Origin of the sequence: Marinomonas alcarazii (assembly GCF_003208215.1) — a bacterium.
Lineage (GTDB): Bacteria > Pseudomonadota > Gammaproteobacteria > Pseudomonadales > Marinomonadaceae > Marinomonas > Marinomonas alcarazii.
In genome coordinates, this window is sequence record NZ_QKLW01000008.1 from 80,798 (window position 1) to 97,535 (window position 16,738).

Annotated in this window: 15 protein-coding genes; 4 read left to right on the forward strand and 11 right to left on the reverse strand. The window is 45.6% G+C overall.

The window, feature by feature from the left end; all coding sequences use genetic code 11:
* The first annotated feature begins 243 nt into the window (after positions 1-243).
* The gene (gene betB, locus DFP75_RS14745; protein ID WP_110576821.1) at positions 244-1,701 is read left to right on the forward strand and encodes a betaine-aldehyde dehydrogenase; all 1,458 of its coding nucleotides are present in this window, start codon (positions 244-246) and stop codon (positions 1,699-1,701) included.
* Positions 1,702-1,762: 61 nt separating this feature from the next.
* Positions 1,763-3,430, forward strand: a complete 1,668-nt coding sequence (betA, locus tag DFP75_RS14750) for a choline dehydrogenase (protein ID WP_110576822.1) — start codon at positions 1,763-1,765, stop codon at positions 3,428-3,430.
* Positions 3,431-3,515: 85 nt separating this feature from the next.
* Here the strand turns inward: betA and DFP75_RS14755 are convergent, their stop codons facing one another.
* Both DFP75_RS14755 and DFP75_RS14760 read right to left on the reverse strand, forming a co-directional pair.
* Positions 3,516-5,450, reverse strand: a complete 1,935-nt coding sequence (locus DFP75_RS14755; protein ID WP_110576823.1) for a bifunctional 2',3'-cyclic-nucleotide 2'-phosphodiesterase/3'-nucleotidase — start codon at positions 5,448-5,450, stop codon at positions 3,516-3,518.
* Positions 5,451-5,939: 489 nt separating this feature from the next.
* Complete coding sequence (locus DFP75_RS14760) at positions 5,940-6,617, reverse strand: zinc metallopeptidase (protein ID WP_110576824.1); 678 nt, start codon at positions 6,615-6,617, stop codon at positions 5,940-5,942.
* 113 nt (positions 6,618-6,730) lie between these two features.
* Here DFP75_RS14760 and DFP75_RS14765 point away from each other — a divergent pair, with 113 nt between their 5' ends.
* The gene (locus tag DFP75_RS14765; RefSeq protein ID WP_110576825.1) at positions 6,731-7,309 is read left to right on the forward strand and encodes a DNA-J related domain-containing protein; all 579 of its coding nucleotides are present in this window, start codon (positions 6,731-6,733) and stop codon (positions 7,307-7,309) included.
* Positions 7,310-7,453: 144 nt separating this feature from the next.
* Positions 7,454-8,641 (forward strand): murein transglycosylase A, encoded by a 1,188-nt coding sequence (gene mltA, locus DFP75_RS14770; RefSeq protein WP_110576826.1) that lies wholly within the window; start codon positions 7,454-7,456, stop codon positions 8,639-8,641.
* A gap of 6 nt (positions 8,642-8,647) precedes the next feature.
* Here the strand turns inward: mltA and DFP75_RS14775 are convergent, their stop codons facing one another.
* The 9 genes from DFP75_RS14775 to DFP75_RS14815 all read right to left on the reverse strand — a co-directional run bounded on the left by DFP75_RS14775 (position 8,648) and on the right by DFP75_RS14815 (position 16,706).
* Positions 8,648-9,586: an energy transducer TonB gene (locus DFP75_RS14775; RefSeq protein WP_110576827.1), complete on the reverse strand. Its 939-nt coding sequence runs from the start codon at positions 9,584-9,586 to the stop codon at positions 8,648-8,650.
* A complete protein-coding gene (locus tag DFP75_RS14780) occupies positions 9,583-10,014 on the reverse strand; it encodes an ExbD/TolR family protein (protein WP_110576828.1) in 432 nt (143 codons plus the stop codon). Before DFP75_RS14780 ends, DFP75_RS14775 begins: the two co-directional genes overlap by 4 nt.
* The gene (locus DFP75_RS14785; RefSeq protein ID WP_110576829.1) at positions 10,011-10,436 is read right to left on the reverse strand and encodes an ExbD/TolR family protein; all 426 of its coding nucleotides are present in this window, start codon (positions 10,434-10,436) and stop codon (positions 10,011-10,013) included. Before DFP75_RS14785 ends, DFP75_RS14780 begins: the two co-directional genes overlap by 4 nt.
* On the reverse strand, positions 10,426-11,103 hold the full coding sequence (locus DFP75_RS14790) for a MotA/TolQ/ExbB proton channel family protein (protein WP_110576830.1): 678 nt from the start codon (positions 11,101-11,103) through the stop codon (positions 10,426-10,428). The genes DFP75_RS14785 and DFP75_RS14790 overlap by 11 nt, the downstream gene beginning before the upstream one ends.
* A gap of 208 nt (positions 11,104-11,311) precedes the next feature.
* Positions 11,312-12,265, reverse strand: a complete 954-nt coding sequence (corA, locus tag DFP75_RS14795; RefSeq protein ID WP_110576831.1) for a magnesium/cobalt transporter CorA — start codon at positions 12,263-12,265, stop codon at positions 11,312-11,314.
* A gap of 269 nt (positions 12,266-12,534) precedes the next feature.
* Positions 12,535-13,170 carry a DUF305 domain-containing protein gene (locus DFP75_RS14800; RefSeq protein ID WP_110576832.1) on the reverse strand — a complete coding sequence of 212 codons (636 nt, stop codon included), beginning with the start codon at positions 13,168-13,170 and terminating at the stop codon, positions 12,535-12,537.
* A gap of 105 nt (positions 13,171-13,275) precedes the next feature.
* Positions 13,276-13,662 (reverse strand): hypothetical protein, encoded by a 387-nt coding sequence (locus DFP75_RS14805; protein WP_146219964.1) that lies wholly within the window; start codon positions 13,660-13,662, stop codon positions 13,276-13,278.
* 363 nt (positions 13,663-14,025) lie between these two features.
* Positions 14,026-15,360, reverse strand: a complete 1,335-nt coding sequence (locus DFP75_RS14810) for an MATE family efflux transporter (protein ID WP_110576834.1) — start codon at positions 15,358-15,360, stop codon at positions 14,026-14,028.
* 101 nt (positions 15,361-15,461) lie between these two features.
* Positions 15,462-16,706 (reverse strand): multidrug effflux MFS transporter, encoded by a 1,245-nt coding sequence (locus DFP75_RS14815; RefSeq protein ID WP_110576835.1) that lies wholly within the window; start codon positions 16,704-16,706, stop codon positions 15,462-15,464.
* Between the last annotated feature and the right edge of the window lie 32 nt (positions 16,707-16,738).

Sequence of the window (16,738 nt, forward strand, 5' to 3'; positions counted from 1 at the left end):
TCTTATGTAGAGGCGTTTATCTTTCTTAACCTCTCGTTTTTCCTCTCTTTTCTTATAAGTAGCGCCTTAAAAAGCGAACATCATAACGTCATTTTTTTGCCCTAAGCCCACTAATTGATGGATTCGAGCTGCAATTTATAGTCAGAATATGTACAATTGTTTTTATTAAACGCGCGTTTAATAAAAATCAAATACCTCAACGACTCTAAACAGAGTATTGAAACAGACTTAAAGAGGCACATCATGGCACATCAGCAGCAATACATTCACGGCCGCTACCATGCATCCACCAGCGGAGAACACTTTGAGACAATCAACCCAGCCACTGGCGAAGTGATTGCAACAGTCGAACACGCGGGACAAGCTGAACTAGATGCCGCTATTGAGTCTGCAAAACAAGGTCAAAAAGTGTGGGCGGCAATGAGCCCTGTAGAACGCGGACGCATTCTAAAAAAAGCAGCCGAGCTATTACGTGAAAAAAACGAAGAACTGGCTCGTCTTGAAGTTCTAGACACAGGCAAACCACTTCAAGAAGCTATTTGCGTAGACATTCAAACGGGCGCTGACGTGATCGAATATTACGCAGGCCTAACCGATAAAATCCAAGGCGATTACCAAGACCTTTGTAATGGTAATTTCTTTTACACTCGCCGCGAGCCACTGGGTATTTGTGCTGGCATCGGTGCGTGGAACTACCCAATCCAAATCGCTATGTGGAAATCAGGCCCAGCCCTAGCCGCTGGTAACGCAATGATCTTCAAACCTTCAGAAGAAACACCGCTTACCGCTCTTAAACTGGCAGAGATCTTTACCCAAGCAGGTTTGCCTGATGGTGTTTTTAACGTCATCCAAGGGGACGCACGCACAGGTCAAATGATCACTAACCACCCAGACATCGACAAAGTGTCTTTCACAGGTGAAGTTGGAACAGGTAAAAAGGTCATGGCTGCTTCTGCACAATCTTTGAAGCAAGTCACCATGGAACTTGGCGGTAAATCGCCTATGATCATCTTCCCAGACATGCCAGTGGACCAAGCCGTTTCTGCCGCCATGCTGGCGAACTTCTACACACAAGGCGAAGTATGTACTAATGGTACACGCGTTTTCGTTCACGCAGATATGATGGACGCTTTTACCAAGGAATTAAAAGAGCGCACTGAAGCCATGATCATTGGCGACCCAATGAACATGGACACACAAGTCGGTGCCTTGATCTCTAAAGACCACATGCAAAAAGTCTTGGGCTACATTCAAGCCGCCAAAGACGCAGGAGCGACTCTATTGTGCGGTGGTTACCAAGTCACTGAAAACGGCTTAGACAAAGGCGCTTTTGTTGCTCCGACTGTCTTTACCGATTGCACCGACGACATGCCACAAGTGCGCGATGAAATCTTCGGCCCAGTAATGTCCGTGCTGAGCTTTACCGATGAAGACGAAGTGATTGCTCGCGCCAACGACACAAAACTTGGCTTGGCAGCGGGTGTATTCACCAAAGACTTCGCTCGTGCTCACCGCGTAATTAATCAATTACAAGCTGGCATTTGCTGGATTAATGCGTGGGGCGCTTCTCCTGCAGAAATGCCAGTGGGTGGCTACAAACAATCAGGCATCGGCCGTGAAAATGGCATCGAAACCTTATACCACTACACACAAAACAAGAGCGTCTTTGTCGATTTGAACGACATTCAAAGCCCTTACTAGGCGAGACTCTTACTAAACGAGCCTTGCAATAAGTGAGGCTCTTATTAAATGAGAAATGGTCATGGCAAACGAAACGTACGATTACATCATCGTCGGTGCTGGCTCCGCAGGGTGTGTGCTGGCAGACCGACTGACAGAAAGTGGCGAACACAAGGTGTTGCTGCTGGAAATGGGTGGCTCTGATAAGAGCATCTTTATCCAAATGCCAACCGCTTTGTCTTATCCAATGAATACCGAAAAATACGCCTGGCAGTTCCACACAGATAAGGAACCAGGTCTTGATGGCCGCGAAATGCATTGCCCGCGCGGTAAAGTGTTAGGCGGATCGTCATCCATTAACGGCATGGTGTATGTTCGTGGTCACGCCTGCGATTTCGACCAATGGGAAGAAAACGGCGCCAAAGGCTGGAACTACCAAACTTGCCTGCCTTACTTCAAAAAAGCCGAAACATGGAAAGGCGGCGCGGACTTATACCGTGGCGGCGAAGGCCCATTGTCGACTAACAACGGCAACGACATGACCTACAACCCGCTTTATCAAGCCTTTATTGATGCTGGCGAAGAAGCCGGTTACGGCAAAACAGACGACTACAATGGTTTCCGTCAGGAAGGTTTTGGCCCGATGCACATGACGGTGAAAAATGGCGTACGTGCTTCAACGTCGAACGCTTATTTACGTCGTGCTATGCAGCGCCCTAACCTAACCCTCAAAACCGGTGTACTTAGTCACAAGGTCACCTTTGACGGCAAAAAAGCCACAGGCATTGAGTTCAGCAAAAATGGCCAAACTCAACAAGTTACCGCCAACAAAGAAGTGATTCTATCGGCTGGCTCAGTTGGCTCACCTCAATTATTGCAACTGTCCGGTGTGGGCCCAAAAGACGTGCTCGAAAAAGCGGGCGTTCCTGTGCTTCACGAATTACCAGGCGTGGGTGAAAACCTGCAAGATCATTTGGAAGTCTACTTCCAGTACTACTGCAAGAAGCCTGTGACACTAAACAGTAAGCTTGGCTTAATCAGCAAAGGCTTGATCGGTACTCGTTGGATGCTATTTAAAACGGGCCTTGGCGCGACCAACCACTTTGAATCGTGTGGTTTTATTCGCTCTCGTGCCGGTCTTAAATGGCCAAACATTCAATACCACTTCCTGCCTGCTGCTATGCGTTACGACGGTCAGGCAGCGGTAGAAGGCCATGGATTTCAAGTACACGTTGGTCCAAACAAGCCTGAAAGTCGCGGTAAATTGTGGATTGAATCTGCGAATCCTGCCGCGAAACCGCGCATCTTGTTTAACTACATCTCCACCGAGCAAGACAAGCAAGACTGGCGCGATACGATTCGCCTAACGCGTGAAGTGTTGCAACAATCCGCGCTAGACGATTATCGTGGCGATGAAATTCAGCCTGGCATGAATATCCAGAGCGACGAAGAAATCGACCAGTGGGTAAAAGAAAACGTGGAAAGTGCTTATCACCCTTCTTGTACCTGTAAGATGGGCGACGATAACGATCCAATGGCGGTTCTGAATGAGCAGTGCCAAGTCCGCGGCATCGAAAGCCTTCGCGTGGTGGATTCGTCTATTTTCCCAACCATCACCAACGGCAACTTGAATGCGCCAACCATCATGGTCGCAGAAAAAGCCGCCGACATGATTCTTGGTAAAGCACAACTCCCAAGCCTAGATGCCCCTGTTTGGATTCACCCAGAGTTTGAAACCAAACAACGTTAAGCTCGGCTGAGCAACCCATAAAAAAACGCCTGCTAGATCCTAGCAGGCGTTTTTCGTTTAGGCGCTTGTTGCTACTTTATCTGAATTATTTCAACTCAAAGATAGCAAAGCCGTTGTCATCCAAAGATTGATACTGCATGTTCTTACCTGCTGCGTCTTTGGCTTTTGGTGACGTAGTAAACAACACCTTCGCCTTACCAAAACCAGTGAATGTCCAGTTATTGTCTGCCGCTGGGTTAATGGTATTTTGGCTCAACAAGTAGTTAGCAACAACATCACGGTTCTTATCCGGCGCATCAATAACAATGGTGTCACCATTCAAGCCAGGGAAATGACCGCCACCGCCAGCACGATAGTTGTTGGTTGCCACAAGGAATTCATCCGTAGATCGAAGCGCTTCACCGTTGAACATAACATCAGTGATACGGTATGCATCTTGATTCACGACTTCGCCCTCGCCGTTATAACGTGCAGGCTGGGTAACGTCGATCTTGTAAGAGATACCGTCAATCACATCGAAGTTGTAGGTTGGGAAAGAAGCATTAACCAACTGTTGTGGCTCAGTCGCATTAGGGTCGATCTGATTAAATTGACCCGCTGCGGCTTCCAACCATTCCACTACTTGTGCACCAGTGAGTTTCACCACTTTCAAATCGTTCGGATAAATGTACAGGTCACTGACGTTTTTCAGGGCAATGTCGCCTTTTGGTACGTCGGTGTAATATTCTGGACCACCACGACCACCCGCTTTAAACGGTGCTGCGGCAGACAAAATAGGCAAGCCTTCGTAAGAAGTACCACGAACAATATTTTCCACGTACCAAATCTGCGCGTTGTTCACGATCTGAATGGATGGATCATCTTGTACCAAGGCAAAGAAGCTGTTGATGTCTGAGGTAGATTCACCTACTTTACGGCGCATGTAAGCCAACGTCCCTTCATGCTCGGTTTCTACCGCTTTGTTGATTCCATCATCTGCTTCCACTAAAGGTACCGTAGTTCGGCCTTCACGACGCGCAATCGCACGAACTTCCGCTTTGCCGTCAGCGACTTTCCAGCCATCGCCCGCAGGCTCTAGTTTTAAATCAATCACACCAAGGTGAGAACCCCAAAAGCCAGGCATGGTCGCAGGTTTTCCAAATACCGTGCCTTTTTCACCATCCACACCTTCAAACTCGGCTAATGCCTTGTCGCCAGGGAAGATACGGTGGGAGTGACCAAATAGAATCGCATCAATACCATCGACTTTCGCTAGGTGATAAGACGCGTTTTCTTCACCTTTCAAATAAGGAGAGTTCATCATGCCACTGTGTGGAATGGCAATGACCACATCCGCACCATTGGCTTTCATTTCTGGTACGTATTTATTCGCCGTTTCAACAATGTCTTTGGCAATAACTTTATGCGTTAAGTTATCTTTATCCCAAGACATAATTTGAGGTGGCACAAAGCCAATGTAACCTATCTTAACCGTTTGTTGCTTGCCGTCAGAATCAACGAAAGTTTTGTCTTTGATAATATAAGGTTGGAAATAAGGTTGATCGTTTGACGCATCGTCATCGCCATCGTCGACATACACGTTTGCGTTAATATAAGGGAAATTAGCGCCACTTAAACTCTTCATTAAAAAGTCTAAGCCATAGTTAAACTCATGGTTACCGATATTACCCACATCGTAATCCAACAAGTTCATCGCCTTAAACGCTGGGTGGGTCTCACCGAAGCGCAATACTCGCCCTTTGGCAACATAGTCGCCCAATGGCGTACCTTGCAATAAGTCACCGTTGTCTACCAACACCGAGTTCGTCACCTCAGCGCGCGCCGCCTTGATAAGAGTCGCCACTCGAGATAATCCAACCGCATCACTTTGCTTATCGCCGTAGTAATCGTAATCCACCAAATTCATATGTATATCAGTGGTCTCCATGACTCGCAGGTCAATGGTAGAAGCCTGCGCCATCGCGGCAAACAACAAAGAAGAGGCGAAAATTGACGCGCCCTTAGGAACAAAAAAATTCATGAAAAAACTCCATTCATACAAACAACGGCTTATCTAAGCACTAACCAAAAAGTCAGCTTTTAATAGTAAGACGATTTTATGCGAAGTTCATGCCTTTTTTATGACAATTGTTTATAGATTATGTAGTTCGACAAATAAAGAAGGCAGCTCCCTTAAACACATTCACCATGAGAACCAAGCGGCATTTTGATGAGGTAGGTGGTAGTTTCGAAGTGAAACGCCGTTTGACGTGACTTATCAGCCTAAAGGCGCGGCTTACGCAGATATGTCGGATCACGGTCGTGCCTCCCTCATCCGACCTACAAGGCTTAATACATCCATACAATGAGAACCAAAACGGCGTTTTGATGAGGTAGGCGGTAGTTTCGAAGAAAAACGCCGTTTGGTTCGAGTCTTGTGATGAAGCGATCTGTCGGTCTGAAGGCGCGACTTACATCAACACGGTCGTGCCTCCCTCATCCGACCTACGAGGCGGAGGCGAAAAAGGAGTTATCGCTTAAACCAGCGCCACACAAAGAGTACTCTAAGCAAAGCGGCAGCCACGTAAGTCATGGCGCAGGCGGTGAGGATTTTCTTCACTTTGGGTAGGTCTTCCTGTGGGATGTAGTTACCTTCTCTCAATATGGGTAGTGCTTTGTTAAAGCTGGCATCCCATTCTTCTGGCAGTATCGCCAGTTGCACGATAACCGCCAATAACCCAGATAGACCAACCACCAGCGCATGCAAAGGCACAGCATAGGGAATATGCAACAGCAAACTCAGGGCTGGCCAACCGAGTAACAAGCCTGCTGTAATACGGTGAGCAAAATGCGCCAAGGGCAAGTAGCGCGTGCTTAAATGGGAGATTTTTTGTTTCTTTTCATGCGCAATGGCGTGCCCTACTTCGTGAGCCGCTACAGCAACGGCGGTTAAAGAACGTCCATTAAATACACTAGGGCTGAGGCGAACAACATGTTGCCCAAAATCGAAATGGTCGTGGCCTTCTTGTGTGGTTTCAATGTTCACTTCATTTAACTCAAAGCGTTTCACCAAGTGAGTCGCCAGCTCTCCTCCCGTTCCGGGTAGATCCTTTCGGTCGGTTGCATAACGTTTCAAGGTAAATTTCACCCATGCGCTTGGTCCAACGATCAACGCAATAACACCCAGTATGACGATAATCCACAACATAGTTTTGTCTTTTAAAAGATCCCATTATTAAAAAATACGCGGCGCAACTTTGACCCTTTTCAGATTGGTAACATACACTGTAATGAATAAATGCCTAAGCAAACGAGACAGATATGAAAAATCCTTTAGTCGGCCCCATCCTCGAAATTCTTCGACTTCACCCTGATGGTATCAGTGAGTTCGATATTCTTAAGGCACTAAAAGAACAATTACCCGAGTTCAGTCAACTCGCTGACGATATGAACCTGCAACTTTTCCGTCAGCATTTTCTCATCATGAACGCCTTATATCAGCTACAAAGCAGCTTATGGCAAGAAGAAAACCTCTTACTGAATATTAGCGCATTACGCATTAACCTTCAGAGCACAACGCAAATTCAGCATTCCACCAGTACCCATTTAAACGACAGCGTAGACGTAAAGCTAGCAGCCTACTACCTCGATTGGGAAGAATACGAAAAAACCGATGCCGACGCCGTGGTCCAGCTACTAAATAGTTTCTACAAAGGCATCAGCTTACCGGGCAATAGAGATTCAGCACTCAAAACATTGCAAATAACCACCTCAAATCCCAGCAAGACAGACATTAAACAGCAATATAAAAAACTGGCTCAGAAGCATCACCCAGACAGAGGTGGCGACCAAGACGTTTTCATTGGTCTAAGACAAGCCTACGAGTATTTAATGTTCTAGACGACAGCGCATTGGCAAAGTGTAAAACTCTCGTCTAGTGATTGCTTTCGCTTCTATAAAAATTCAAGATGAACCTCGCTCTTTCTGTGCGGTCAAAACATCACATACAGTTACTTTATCGATTTTTTTATAGAAATAGGGCTTATGATTTTTTCATCTTTTATACGACATTTTTTACCCACCAAAGCATCACACCGCTTTCTACTTCGCCCACTTTGCCTTGCTTCTTTCGTGCTCCTTAGCAGCTGTAGCGTCAATGAAATAGACAGCTCCAATGACTTCGAAAACAACGGCCGTGACACCACTGCGCTTAAGCGGGAAACGCTATATTTAAAAGAAAGCCTACCACCAGGTTTGCCGATGCCGGACGACAGCTTTCAGAGTGGCCTGCAACAGCAAATCACCTACTTAAATCGCATCCAAGATAAAACGTTATTATTAGAAAATACCCAAACCAGCGTGGCTGATTTAAGAATCGTTGCCGAAGAAATAAACAATTGGCTACAGAACCCAGCTAAGCAACCCCAACTTATTGCCCATCAATTAGCGGGACAAGATCAAAGAGGTAACGTTCAAATAACAGGTTACTATGTGCCCATTCTGCCGGTCCGACATTTACCTGATGAAGTCTATCGTTACCCGCTTTATCGCAAGCCTGCACAACGAAATGCGGACGGAAAGTACCCTTCTCGTGAAGAAATAGACTTTGAAAATGCGCTAGCAGGACAAGGGCTGGAAATTGCTTACACCTCAAGCTTGATCGACAATTTTTTCTTGCATGTGCAAGGTTCCGGCGTGATTGAATATGAGGATGGCGAACAAAAGCTGCTGTCATGGGGCGGTGTAAACGGCCATGCTTACCGCAGTTTAGGTAAAGAACTGATTGAGCGTGGCGAGATAGATAGAGCTGACATTTCCGCTCAAAGTATTCGTCAGTGGTTAAGCAATAACCCAGATCGCAACCGTGAAATTTTATCGACGAACCCTAGTTATTTGTTTTTCAGTGAAGGCCCAACGTCGCCCATTGGGGCTGCCAATGTACCTTTAACACCTTTGTATTCCGCCGCCGTCGACCCTAACGTCATTCCACTTGGCTCCATTTTATTGGCGCAAGTTCCTAAGCTAGACACCTATGGCAACTTAATTGGCCATGAGTTCCGCCTACTACTCGCTCAAGATAAAGGCGGCGCAATTAAAGGGCCAGGGCATATTGATTGGTATCAGGGCATTGGGGAAGAAGCCCACTTCCACGCAGGCCAGCTGAAGCATTTTGGTAAGGTTTGGTTACTGCTTCCTAAGAACCCAGCACCCGTAAAGCTCATCGCTCAGTAACAAAGCCTAACGAAGTTCGCTGAGAGTAAAGGACACAGGAAGGTTAATTTTTAGCTCAGTTTCAGCCATGTCTTTAGAGAAAGCTGGTAGTGGGACTGAGCGTTTAATCATATCCAATACGGCTTTATCAAGACGCTTATGACCTGAGCTTTTTGTAATGACCACATTCGACACGGAGCCATCCGCATGAACGACAAAAGATAAGGAAACAACCCCTTCTTCATTACGATGGCGAGATGCTCTTGGATAGCGCTTATTGTTGGCCAACACTGATGTTAGCTTAGTGAAGTAGCTTGCCGTCGCGCCGGGGTTACCTCCTGTCGTTGCCGAATTAGAGCTACCCGTTGTGGCTTGTTGGTTTGCTGCAGATGGCGCGGAAACAGGCTTAGACGCTGCTTTTTTTACGACTTGTGCTTCTTTTTTCGGCTCAGGTTTTGGGTCTGGCTTAGGTTCCGGTTTTGGGTCTGGCTTAGGCTCAGGTTTTGGTTCTGGCTTAGGTTCAGGTTTTGGCTCTGGCTTCACCATTTCAATTGGAGATTCCTGCTTCACAATAACCGGTTCTGGCTCAGGCTCGACGACAGGTTCAGGTTCAACAACGGGCTCTGGCTCGGGTTCGACGACAGGTTCTGGTTCAACAACAGGCTCTGGTTCAACAACAGGCTCTGGCTCGACTTCTGGTTCAACTTCCTCTTGAACTTCTTCAATCGGCTCTTCTATTACTTCCTGTTCTTCTATTACTTCTTCAGTCTCTTTGCTTTCTGTTTGGGCCACAGTGGTTTGTGCTGAAGCGCCGAGGTCGCCAGCCATACCTAAGTCAAACTCAATGCCTTGCGAACCAGCAGACTGACTGCCTTCCGTTGGCGCATAAAATGCCGCATAAAAAGCCGCTGCGTGGACAGAAACAGCAAGCCCACCCGCAATAATCCAATGCCGCGTGGAAATCATTCGTTTCCTCGCTCTAGCTGGGTTGCCAAGCTAACCTTTGTAAGACCGGCTAAACGCACTTGATTAAAAATAGGACGTAGTTTTTCTAACGAAATAGCACCATCGGCTTTAATTTGAACCCAAAAAGCGTCTGGGTTCGATGATGAAGCAAAGGCTTGTTCTAGGTAAGCTTGAATGTCATCAACGACAAATAAGACGTCGTCCACATACAAGCTGGCATCTGCGCCTAAAACGATCTCAACATTGGGATCGGTTGTCGCTCGAGCTTCGTTAATCGATTGAGGAGGAATAACGGCTACAGGGTCTGCTTTTTGGATTTGTCCTGCGACCATAAAGAAAACCAACATCAAAAACACCACATTAATCAGCGGCACCATGTTGTCATCGTTGCTGGCGTTTCTCGCGGCGTATTTTTCGCCTATTTTCATTTCGACTCCGGCATAGCAAAGGCATTCGCAATAGACACGGTTTTTGCACCATTAAGCTTTAAGCGATCAGCAAGATGCATCAATGTCTGCAACGTCACACCATCTTCAGCCTTAATAACAAAAACACCTTCGTTATGATCTGTGATGAGTGTTTGAAAAGCGGCCTGATCCGAGAACCTCAGAGCTTGCCCGTCAACCCAAACTTGATCGTCATTTTGCTTTAACGTCAGCACAAGGTTGTCTGGTTTTTCTTGAGCCGGATCTTGTTGATCACTAGAAACAGACAAAGGCGTATCGACAAGTCGCCAAGGCACAAAAGTCGAGGTCAGCATGAAAAACAACAACAAGATAAACACCACATCAATCAGTGGCGTCAGGCTAATCGCGTTCTTACGCTTAGGCTGAGGCAAATTAAGCGGCATGCAATAACTCTTCGTCAGCCTTTTCTACTAATTCTTTTGTTTGTTTACTGGTAAATACTTGCGTAACAGCATCATTCATATTGTGAGCAATACGCTCGACCTTGCGCTCTAGCCAGCTTTGCAATGTCACAACTGGAATCGCCACTGCCAAACCAACCGCTGTCGTGAGCAAGGCCTGCCAAATACCGCCAGATAAAACAGAAGGGTCAACTTGATTACCCGCACCTTCCATCTGTTGGAAAGCGGTAATCATCCCCAATACCGTACCGAGCAAACCTAGTAATGGGCTCAAGGTAGCAATAATTTCCAATGGACGAAGATAAGAGCGCAGCTGGTTTAGTTGATTCATCGCACGACGCTCTACTTCTTCACGAATCAACTCCGCTTGAGTACTCGTCTCTAATAGCACGCGCATCGTATAAGCCACTAATGAATCTATTGGACGTTTTTCATCTAGCTTTTCGAGTGCCTCTTCACAATTGCCTGCACGCCAATCGTTTAAGGCAAGATTACTGGTTTTAAGACTTTCTGCACGCAAGGAAGACAACTGCCACAACTTCAGTAGGACAATGGTTAGAGCAACGACAGAAAAAACCATCAATATCCATACTACAGGTCCACCGACCTGTAAAAAGTCGATTATTTTCTGTTGAACTGAATCTTCCACGATACTCTCCAATGAATAAAAAACACCAAACAAATGGTAGTCATTCTCAACCACGTTTTCAATAAGTAATTACTGAAATAAGAAGATAGACAGATTAGAGCAGTCCTAGTAACCGGAAAATACGTATGAGAATGAGGCAGGAGCACAGCATGATCAAATAGTTTTCTATTAAATCATGCCATGTTATAGCGGTAAAATATCAACGGGCCTATAACCAACCACGGTGTTTAAAGTACCAATAAGGCGCAAACGCAGAAAACACCATTAAACCTAGTGCCGCCGGATAGCCGTAATCAAACCCCAGCTCTGGCATTATTTCAAAGTTCATCCCATAGATACTGGCAACCAAGGTTGGCGGTAAAAACACCACAGAGGCAATGGAGAAAATTTTAATAATTTTATTCTGCTCGATGTTAATAAAGCCCTGAGTCGAATCCATCAAGAAGTTAATTTTGTCGAACAAAAAGGTGGTATGAGACATCAAGGTTTCAACGTCACGCATTACCTCGCGTAGCGTTTCCGAGTACTCTTGTTTGTTGGGCAAATGACGCAACAAGAAGGAAATATTACGCTGTGTATCCATCAAACAAAGGCGGATTTTTCCATTACTGTCTTCTTGGCGAGCTAATTTTTCGATGATGGTATCCAGCTCGGTTTCATCATCTTCTAACACGAGATGACTCACCTCTTCTAACTGGCGATGAGAGTCCTCTAGGGTATCGGCATGATTCTCTACTTTGTTTTCCAGCAGGGTCACCAGCAAATGCGCTGGAGAATCAACCAAAATGTGCCCTCGGCGAGCACGCATGCGCAGCAATCTAAAATCGGCTAATTCTGTTTCACGGATGGTGATCAGCCTGTCTTGTTGCAAGATACAAGCAACCGTGGCGGTTTTATGGCGCCCTTCTGTTTGATTTAAAAACAATGAGTGAACGTGGATGCCTGCTTGGTCAACGAAACAACGAGCGGACGCTTCGATCTCTTCCACATCATCCGATTCAGGAAGATCGGTTCTTAGCAACGCTTTAAGCAGTAAACGCTCATCGTCATCGGGTTCTGCGGCATCAATCCAGTTCGCTTCTTTTTGAAGGGTGGCAAAATTCTCATCGTCTTTGGAAATTTCTTGAATCAACCCATTGCGGATTTTGAAAAATCTTAACATGCTACTTCCTCGATATGCTCGGCACCTTATTTCAGCCTAATCACGTAATTTGGCACGGCTCGCAACCTATAGAATAAACGCTGGAGATGTGTGTTTTATGACGTTGAAATAGGTTTGTGTGGTTGCAAGAATAAGTATTGTATCTCACGTCTGAGAGAAACAGCAGGGCAAAGAGTCATTAATAAGTTCAACAAATGCTCAATAAAGTCCCGCTCGATAGTAATATTGAGCGGGAATTTATTGTGAGTGCTTATCGACAACAGAAGTACTTAGTACTGCTGCATGAAGGCAATTTCACGGTTTTGATCACGAATAACCGCTTGCGCCATTTTTATAAGCGCTGGATCACGACTAAACTCTAAAAGCACTTTTGCCATGGCTACAGCCGCTTCATGATGCGGAATCATACCTGCCACAAAGTCACGATTCACATCACCACTTGCAAGAAGCTGATGCATATCCGCCATCATTTTTGCATTAATAGCAGCATACGCGGCTTTAATTTGCTCAGCGTCAGCGGATGGTCTCGCTTCCCCATAACTTGCAAGCCAATCTCGCATAAACATAATCTCGCTCGATTGCGCCGCTACAATATCGACCGCCAAAGGCTTCAATTTGTCAGAAACATCCGCAGATGCAAGCAACTGCGTCGCCATATCAATTGCACCTTGATGATGAGGAATCATGCCGACAACAAAGTCGTAATCAACATCACCAGTCAGTTCCGTTGCATGCATATCCTTCATCATTTTCTGGTTGCCTTGCATAAACTGAGAAGCATGCTCCGAATGATCCATTTGATGATGATCCATATCGTCCGTTAATGACGAAGTAACGCAGCCAGCAATCGCCGAACTCATGATTAGAATGGCAGCAGCAGAAAAATATTTTTTAAAAAGTGTCATAGTTATATCTCACGTTATTAATTACTTATAAACAGCTCAGACGTTATTCAGCATTATGAATAACACTAAGACCATCAGTGATATTGGATGCTGTTAAATAGACAGCTAGTTGGCAATTAACGTAGACAAACGGGGAGGAGGAGTGACAAGCTCTAAGAAATTATGTCGCCATTTTTCAATCAACGACAAGGCAGGCCAATAAATAACCGCAATGGCCAAAAGTAACAACAGAGGAGGCAAAACAGCCAAAGCACAATGATCAACACAATCAGAGTAACCCATGTCTTTAGCATGATCATGCGAGGCAGAAGCAAGGTTCACATCAGACATTACAGCCTTAGACAATGACGCCATGTCCTGATGTACCGTGTGTGAAGCACTTGTATAGGAAAAGGATGCATAAGACGTCACCTGTGTTGAAGCGGATAAAAACAGCCACAACCCAGCCAAACAACACATCATAATCCAAACGATTCGCGGTACGTTCAACACATCATCAGACCTATCAAAAACATCTAAGCAGCATACTCCTCAAATTCGAAATCGACAAACATTACTAAGGTGAATTACTCCCCTTGAACACGACTCTTTTTGACGGCCTCTACTTTTGAGAAAACACTCAACTCTTTGATCAAAGTGAATAGATTGCCTTTACCCACTTCTGCTTCGAATCCGTCTTGCATGATACCAAGGTCTTTGCGTAAACATGCGAAAAGACCTTAGTTTTCAGTGTGTTTTACGAATGAACAATAAATCGATAGGCAACATACGACATCACAACCTCTCAAAACCAACCTAAACCATAGTTATAGATTAGCGAAGAAAAACTAAAAAAGATTGGACGATATTGCGGTATTAGGCCTTACTCAGCTTTTTCTCAACCTGCTCAAGCGCTCTGAGATACATGTACCAAGCACAAACACCGGCAAGAACATTGCTGATCAAGACGCCGAAGAACAGCCCTTTAAGCCCAGCGATTTCCGACCCAACCCACAAACAAGGCAAGAAGAAAGCAAACAAGCGCAATGCCGAGATTGTTAGAGCAGTGTAGGACTTACCTAAGGCGTTAGAGATAGACACCATCAACATACAGATGCCGAGTAGACCTAAACTCACCGGCACTATCATCAAATGCCAATGCAAGATCGTCGAGACTTCTTCGTCGCTGGTCATCAGATTTGCCAAAATACCAGAGACAAGAAAAGTAATCACAGCGATCACCAACTGAAGCGACAATACAAAACGACAAGCTAAACGCACGACGTAACGCACATCGTTTAGACGGCCTGCACCTAACAAACGCCCTACCATGGGTGGCATAGACATAGTCAACGCCAACACCGCCACGATAGAAAAAAATTCAAAGCGCGAGCCTAGTGCCCAAGACGCTACCGCTGCCGTACCAAACCCAGCAATCAGCTTAGTCGCCAACATAGAAGAAACCGGAGGCAACAATTGGCTAACCATCGCAGGTCCCATAATATGACCAATCGACGCCAAGCTTTTGCCTATATGAAGATCTTGCCAATCAAAAGTGAGCCAATGTTTGCGCGCCACTTGCGGCGCAACAATCAAAGTACCTATAGCAAACGCCACTGTGGTTGCCATCGCGGCGCCATTCAAACCAAGATCAAAAGTGAAGATAAAGATGGGATCCAGCACCAAGTTAAGCACGCTGGTCACAATCATCATAATCCCTGGCAATAAGGTATTACCGTTGGAACGACAAATGCTGTAATAAAAATAGATCAACGCCCCCACCCATGCACTGAGCAGCCAATGAGGCCAGTAAGAATCAATAACAGGGTAAACAGAGTCTGGCGCACTCAATAGCGCCAAAATAGGATGACGTAGCAGCCAAATAATCACACTAAAGAAAGCAATCCCTATGCTTCCCATCATGAGCACCAAACCGCCTAATTGCTTGGCATAACGCTTGTCACCTGCGCCTAAAGCACGAGAAATAATGGCCGTCGTCGCAATGCCTAAGCCCACTTGCAAACCAATCACAATCATCTGGATCGGCAAGGTAAAACCCTGCGCCGCTAAAGGTAAAATACCCAATTGTCCGATAAAAGCACTGTCCACCAGCTGGAAACTCATTAACGACAAAACGCCAAACAACATTGGCCATGTCATGGAAAAGAGCTGTTTAGCTAAGGAATCAGAGGAGGATACTTGGGAGGACATAGATGTGGCTCATACTAAAAAACTGAGCCTATATTCTAACCTACTTTACGGACAACTGGATGACACTCGTCTTCAGCAAATACACTATGCGATGAAAAGTCTCATTCTTCTGTATGACGCTGGCTGTACTTATGACCGTATCTCAACATGACTAAAGCAATCATGGAAAAAATAGCAAAGCTGCTGGCCAAAGGAATAACCGTAAAGTTATAGAACTGACCTGCTGCCGTTGCTAACACAATGGCAAGAAAACTTGATAAAGACGAGATCAATGATGCTCCAAGTCCAGCCACAGCCCCTAACGGTTCCATCGCCATGGCATTCACATTACCGAACACCATACCTAGGCAAGAAAACATTATCATCCCCAAGGCCATGAAGAAAACAAAAGGCGGGACACCAGCAAAAAACACCGCCACGAGCAAAAGAATAAACGCAGTCGAACACATAACGCTTAACGCCCCAAAAACACAGCGAAGCATACCGACTCGTAGGACAATTTTACCGTTTGAAAAATTGATAATCGAAGAACCTATCGCCAGCATGCCAAAAAACAAAGGAAAACGATCCCCCGTGTCATACACATCTTGGAAGATAGACTGCGCCGTACTTATATACAGCATCAAGGCACCAAAAATACAACCTAACAAAATGGTAAACGCCATCACATCACGGCGGCTCAAAATAAAACGTACATCAGCCATTAAACGCTTTCTATTCAATGGGATACGGTTTTCTTTTGACAATGTTTCAGGTTGTCGTAACAAAAGCCAACCACCGGCAACAGCGGCTTGTATCATTAATAAGGCAAAAATCCAGCGCCAATCGGCCACTTTAATCACCAACATCCCCAAGGAAGGCGCAAGCATGGGGACAAGAATAAACACCATCATCACAAAAGACATAATTCGCGCCATGGCAGCGCCTTTATACATGTCTCGAATCAAGGCACGAGAAGCAATTTTTGGCCCCGCCACACCAAACCCTTGGATAAAACGTCCCAGTAAAAACACCTCGATGGACGACGCTAACAGCGCAATAACCGAACCGACAATATAAATGTTGATGCCAATTAAAATGCTTTTTTTGCGACCAATCGCGTCCGACAACGGGCCAAAAATGATCTCGCCAAATACCATTCCCAGAATCATTGCCGAGACAATCCACTGAGTTTTTTGATAATCCACAATCGCCAACGACTCAGCAATATGCGGAAACGCTGGCAACATAGCGTCCATACTTAACGCAGTAAGCGACATCATCAGAGCAAACAGCGCCACCAGCTCTTTTTCAGCCAAGCGTTTTACTTGAGTTCCAGCAGTCGATTGTGAATTTAGCAGAGACATCCTTTTCCTTAGCATTGATAAAGTGGATCAAT

Excerpts from the sequence above, each read along its gene's own strand:
- betA (WP_110576822.1), top strand. The coding sequence starts at position 1,763 with ATGGCAAACGAAACGTACGATTACATCATCGTCGGTGCTGGCTCCGCA.
- mltA (WP_110576826.1), top strand. The coding sequence starts at position 7,454 with ATGATTTTTTCATCTTTTATACGACATTTTTTACCCACCAAAGCATCA.
- DFP75_RS14785 (WP_110576829.1), bottom strand. The coding sequence starts at position 10,436 with ATGCCGCTTAATTTGCCTCAGCCTAAGCGTAAGAACGCGATTAGCCTG.
- DFP75_RS14760 (WP_110576824.1), bottom strand. The coding sequence starts at position 6,617 with ATGTTGTGGATTATCGTCATACTGGGTGTTATTGCGTTGATCGTTGGA.
- DFP75_RS14815 (WP_110576835.1), bottom strand. The coding sequence starts at position 16,706 with ATGTCTCTGCTAAATTCACAATCGACTGCTGGAACTCAAGTAAAACGC.
- DFP75_RS14775 (WP_110576827.1), bottom strand. The coding sequence starts at position 9,586 with ATGATTTCCACGCGGCATTGGATTATTGCGGGTGGGCTTGCTGTTTCT.
- DFP75_RS14800 (WP_110576832.1), bottom strand. The coding sequence starts at position 13,170 with ATGACACTTTTTAAAAAATATTTTTCTGCTGCTGCCATTCTAATCATG.
- corA (WP_110576831.1), bottom strand. The coding sequence starts at position 12,265 with ATGTTAAGATTTTTCAAAATCCGCAATGGGTTGATTCAAGAAATTTCC.
- betB (WP_110576821.1), top strand. The coding sequence starts at position 244 with ATGGCACATCAGCAGCAATACATTCACGGCCGCTACCATGCATCCACC.
- DFP75_RS14755 (WP_110576823.1), bottom strand. The coding sequence starts at position 5,450 with ATGAATTTTTTTGTTCCTAAGGGCGCGTCAATTTTCGCCTCTTCTTTG.
- DFP75_RS14810 (WP_110576834.1), bottom strand. The coding sequence starts at position 15,360 with ATGTCCTCCCAAGTATCCTCCTCTGATTCCTTAGCTAAACAGCTCTTT.
- DFP75_RS14765 (WP_110576825.1), top strand. The coding sequence starts at position 6,731 with ATGAAAAATCCTTTAGTCGGCCCCATCCTCGAAATTCTTCGACTTCAC.
- DFP75_RS14780 (WP_110576828.1), bottom strand. The coding sequence starts at position 10,014 with ATGAAAATAGGCGAAAAATACGCCGCGAGAAACGCCAGCAACGATGAC.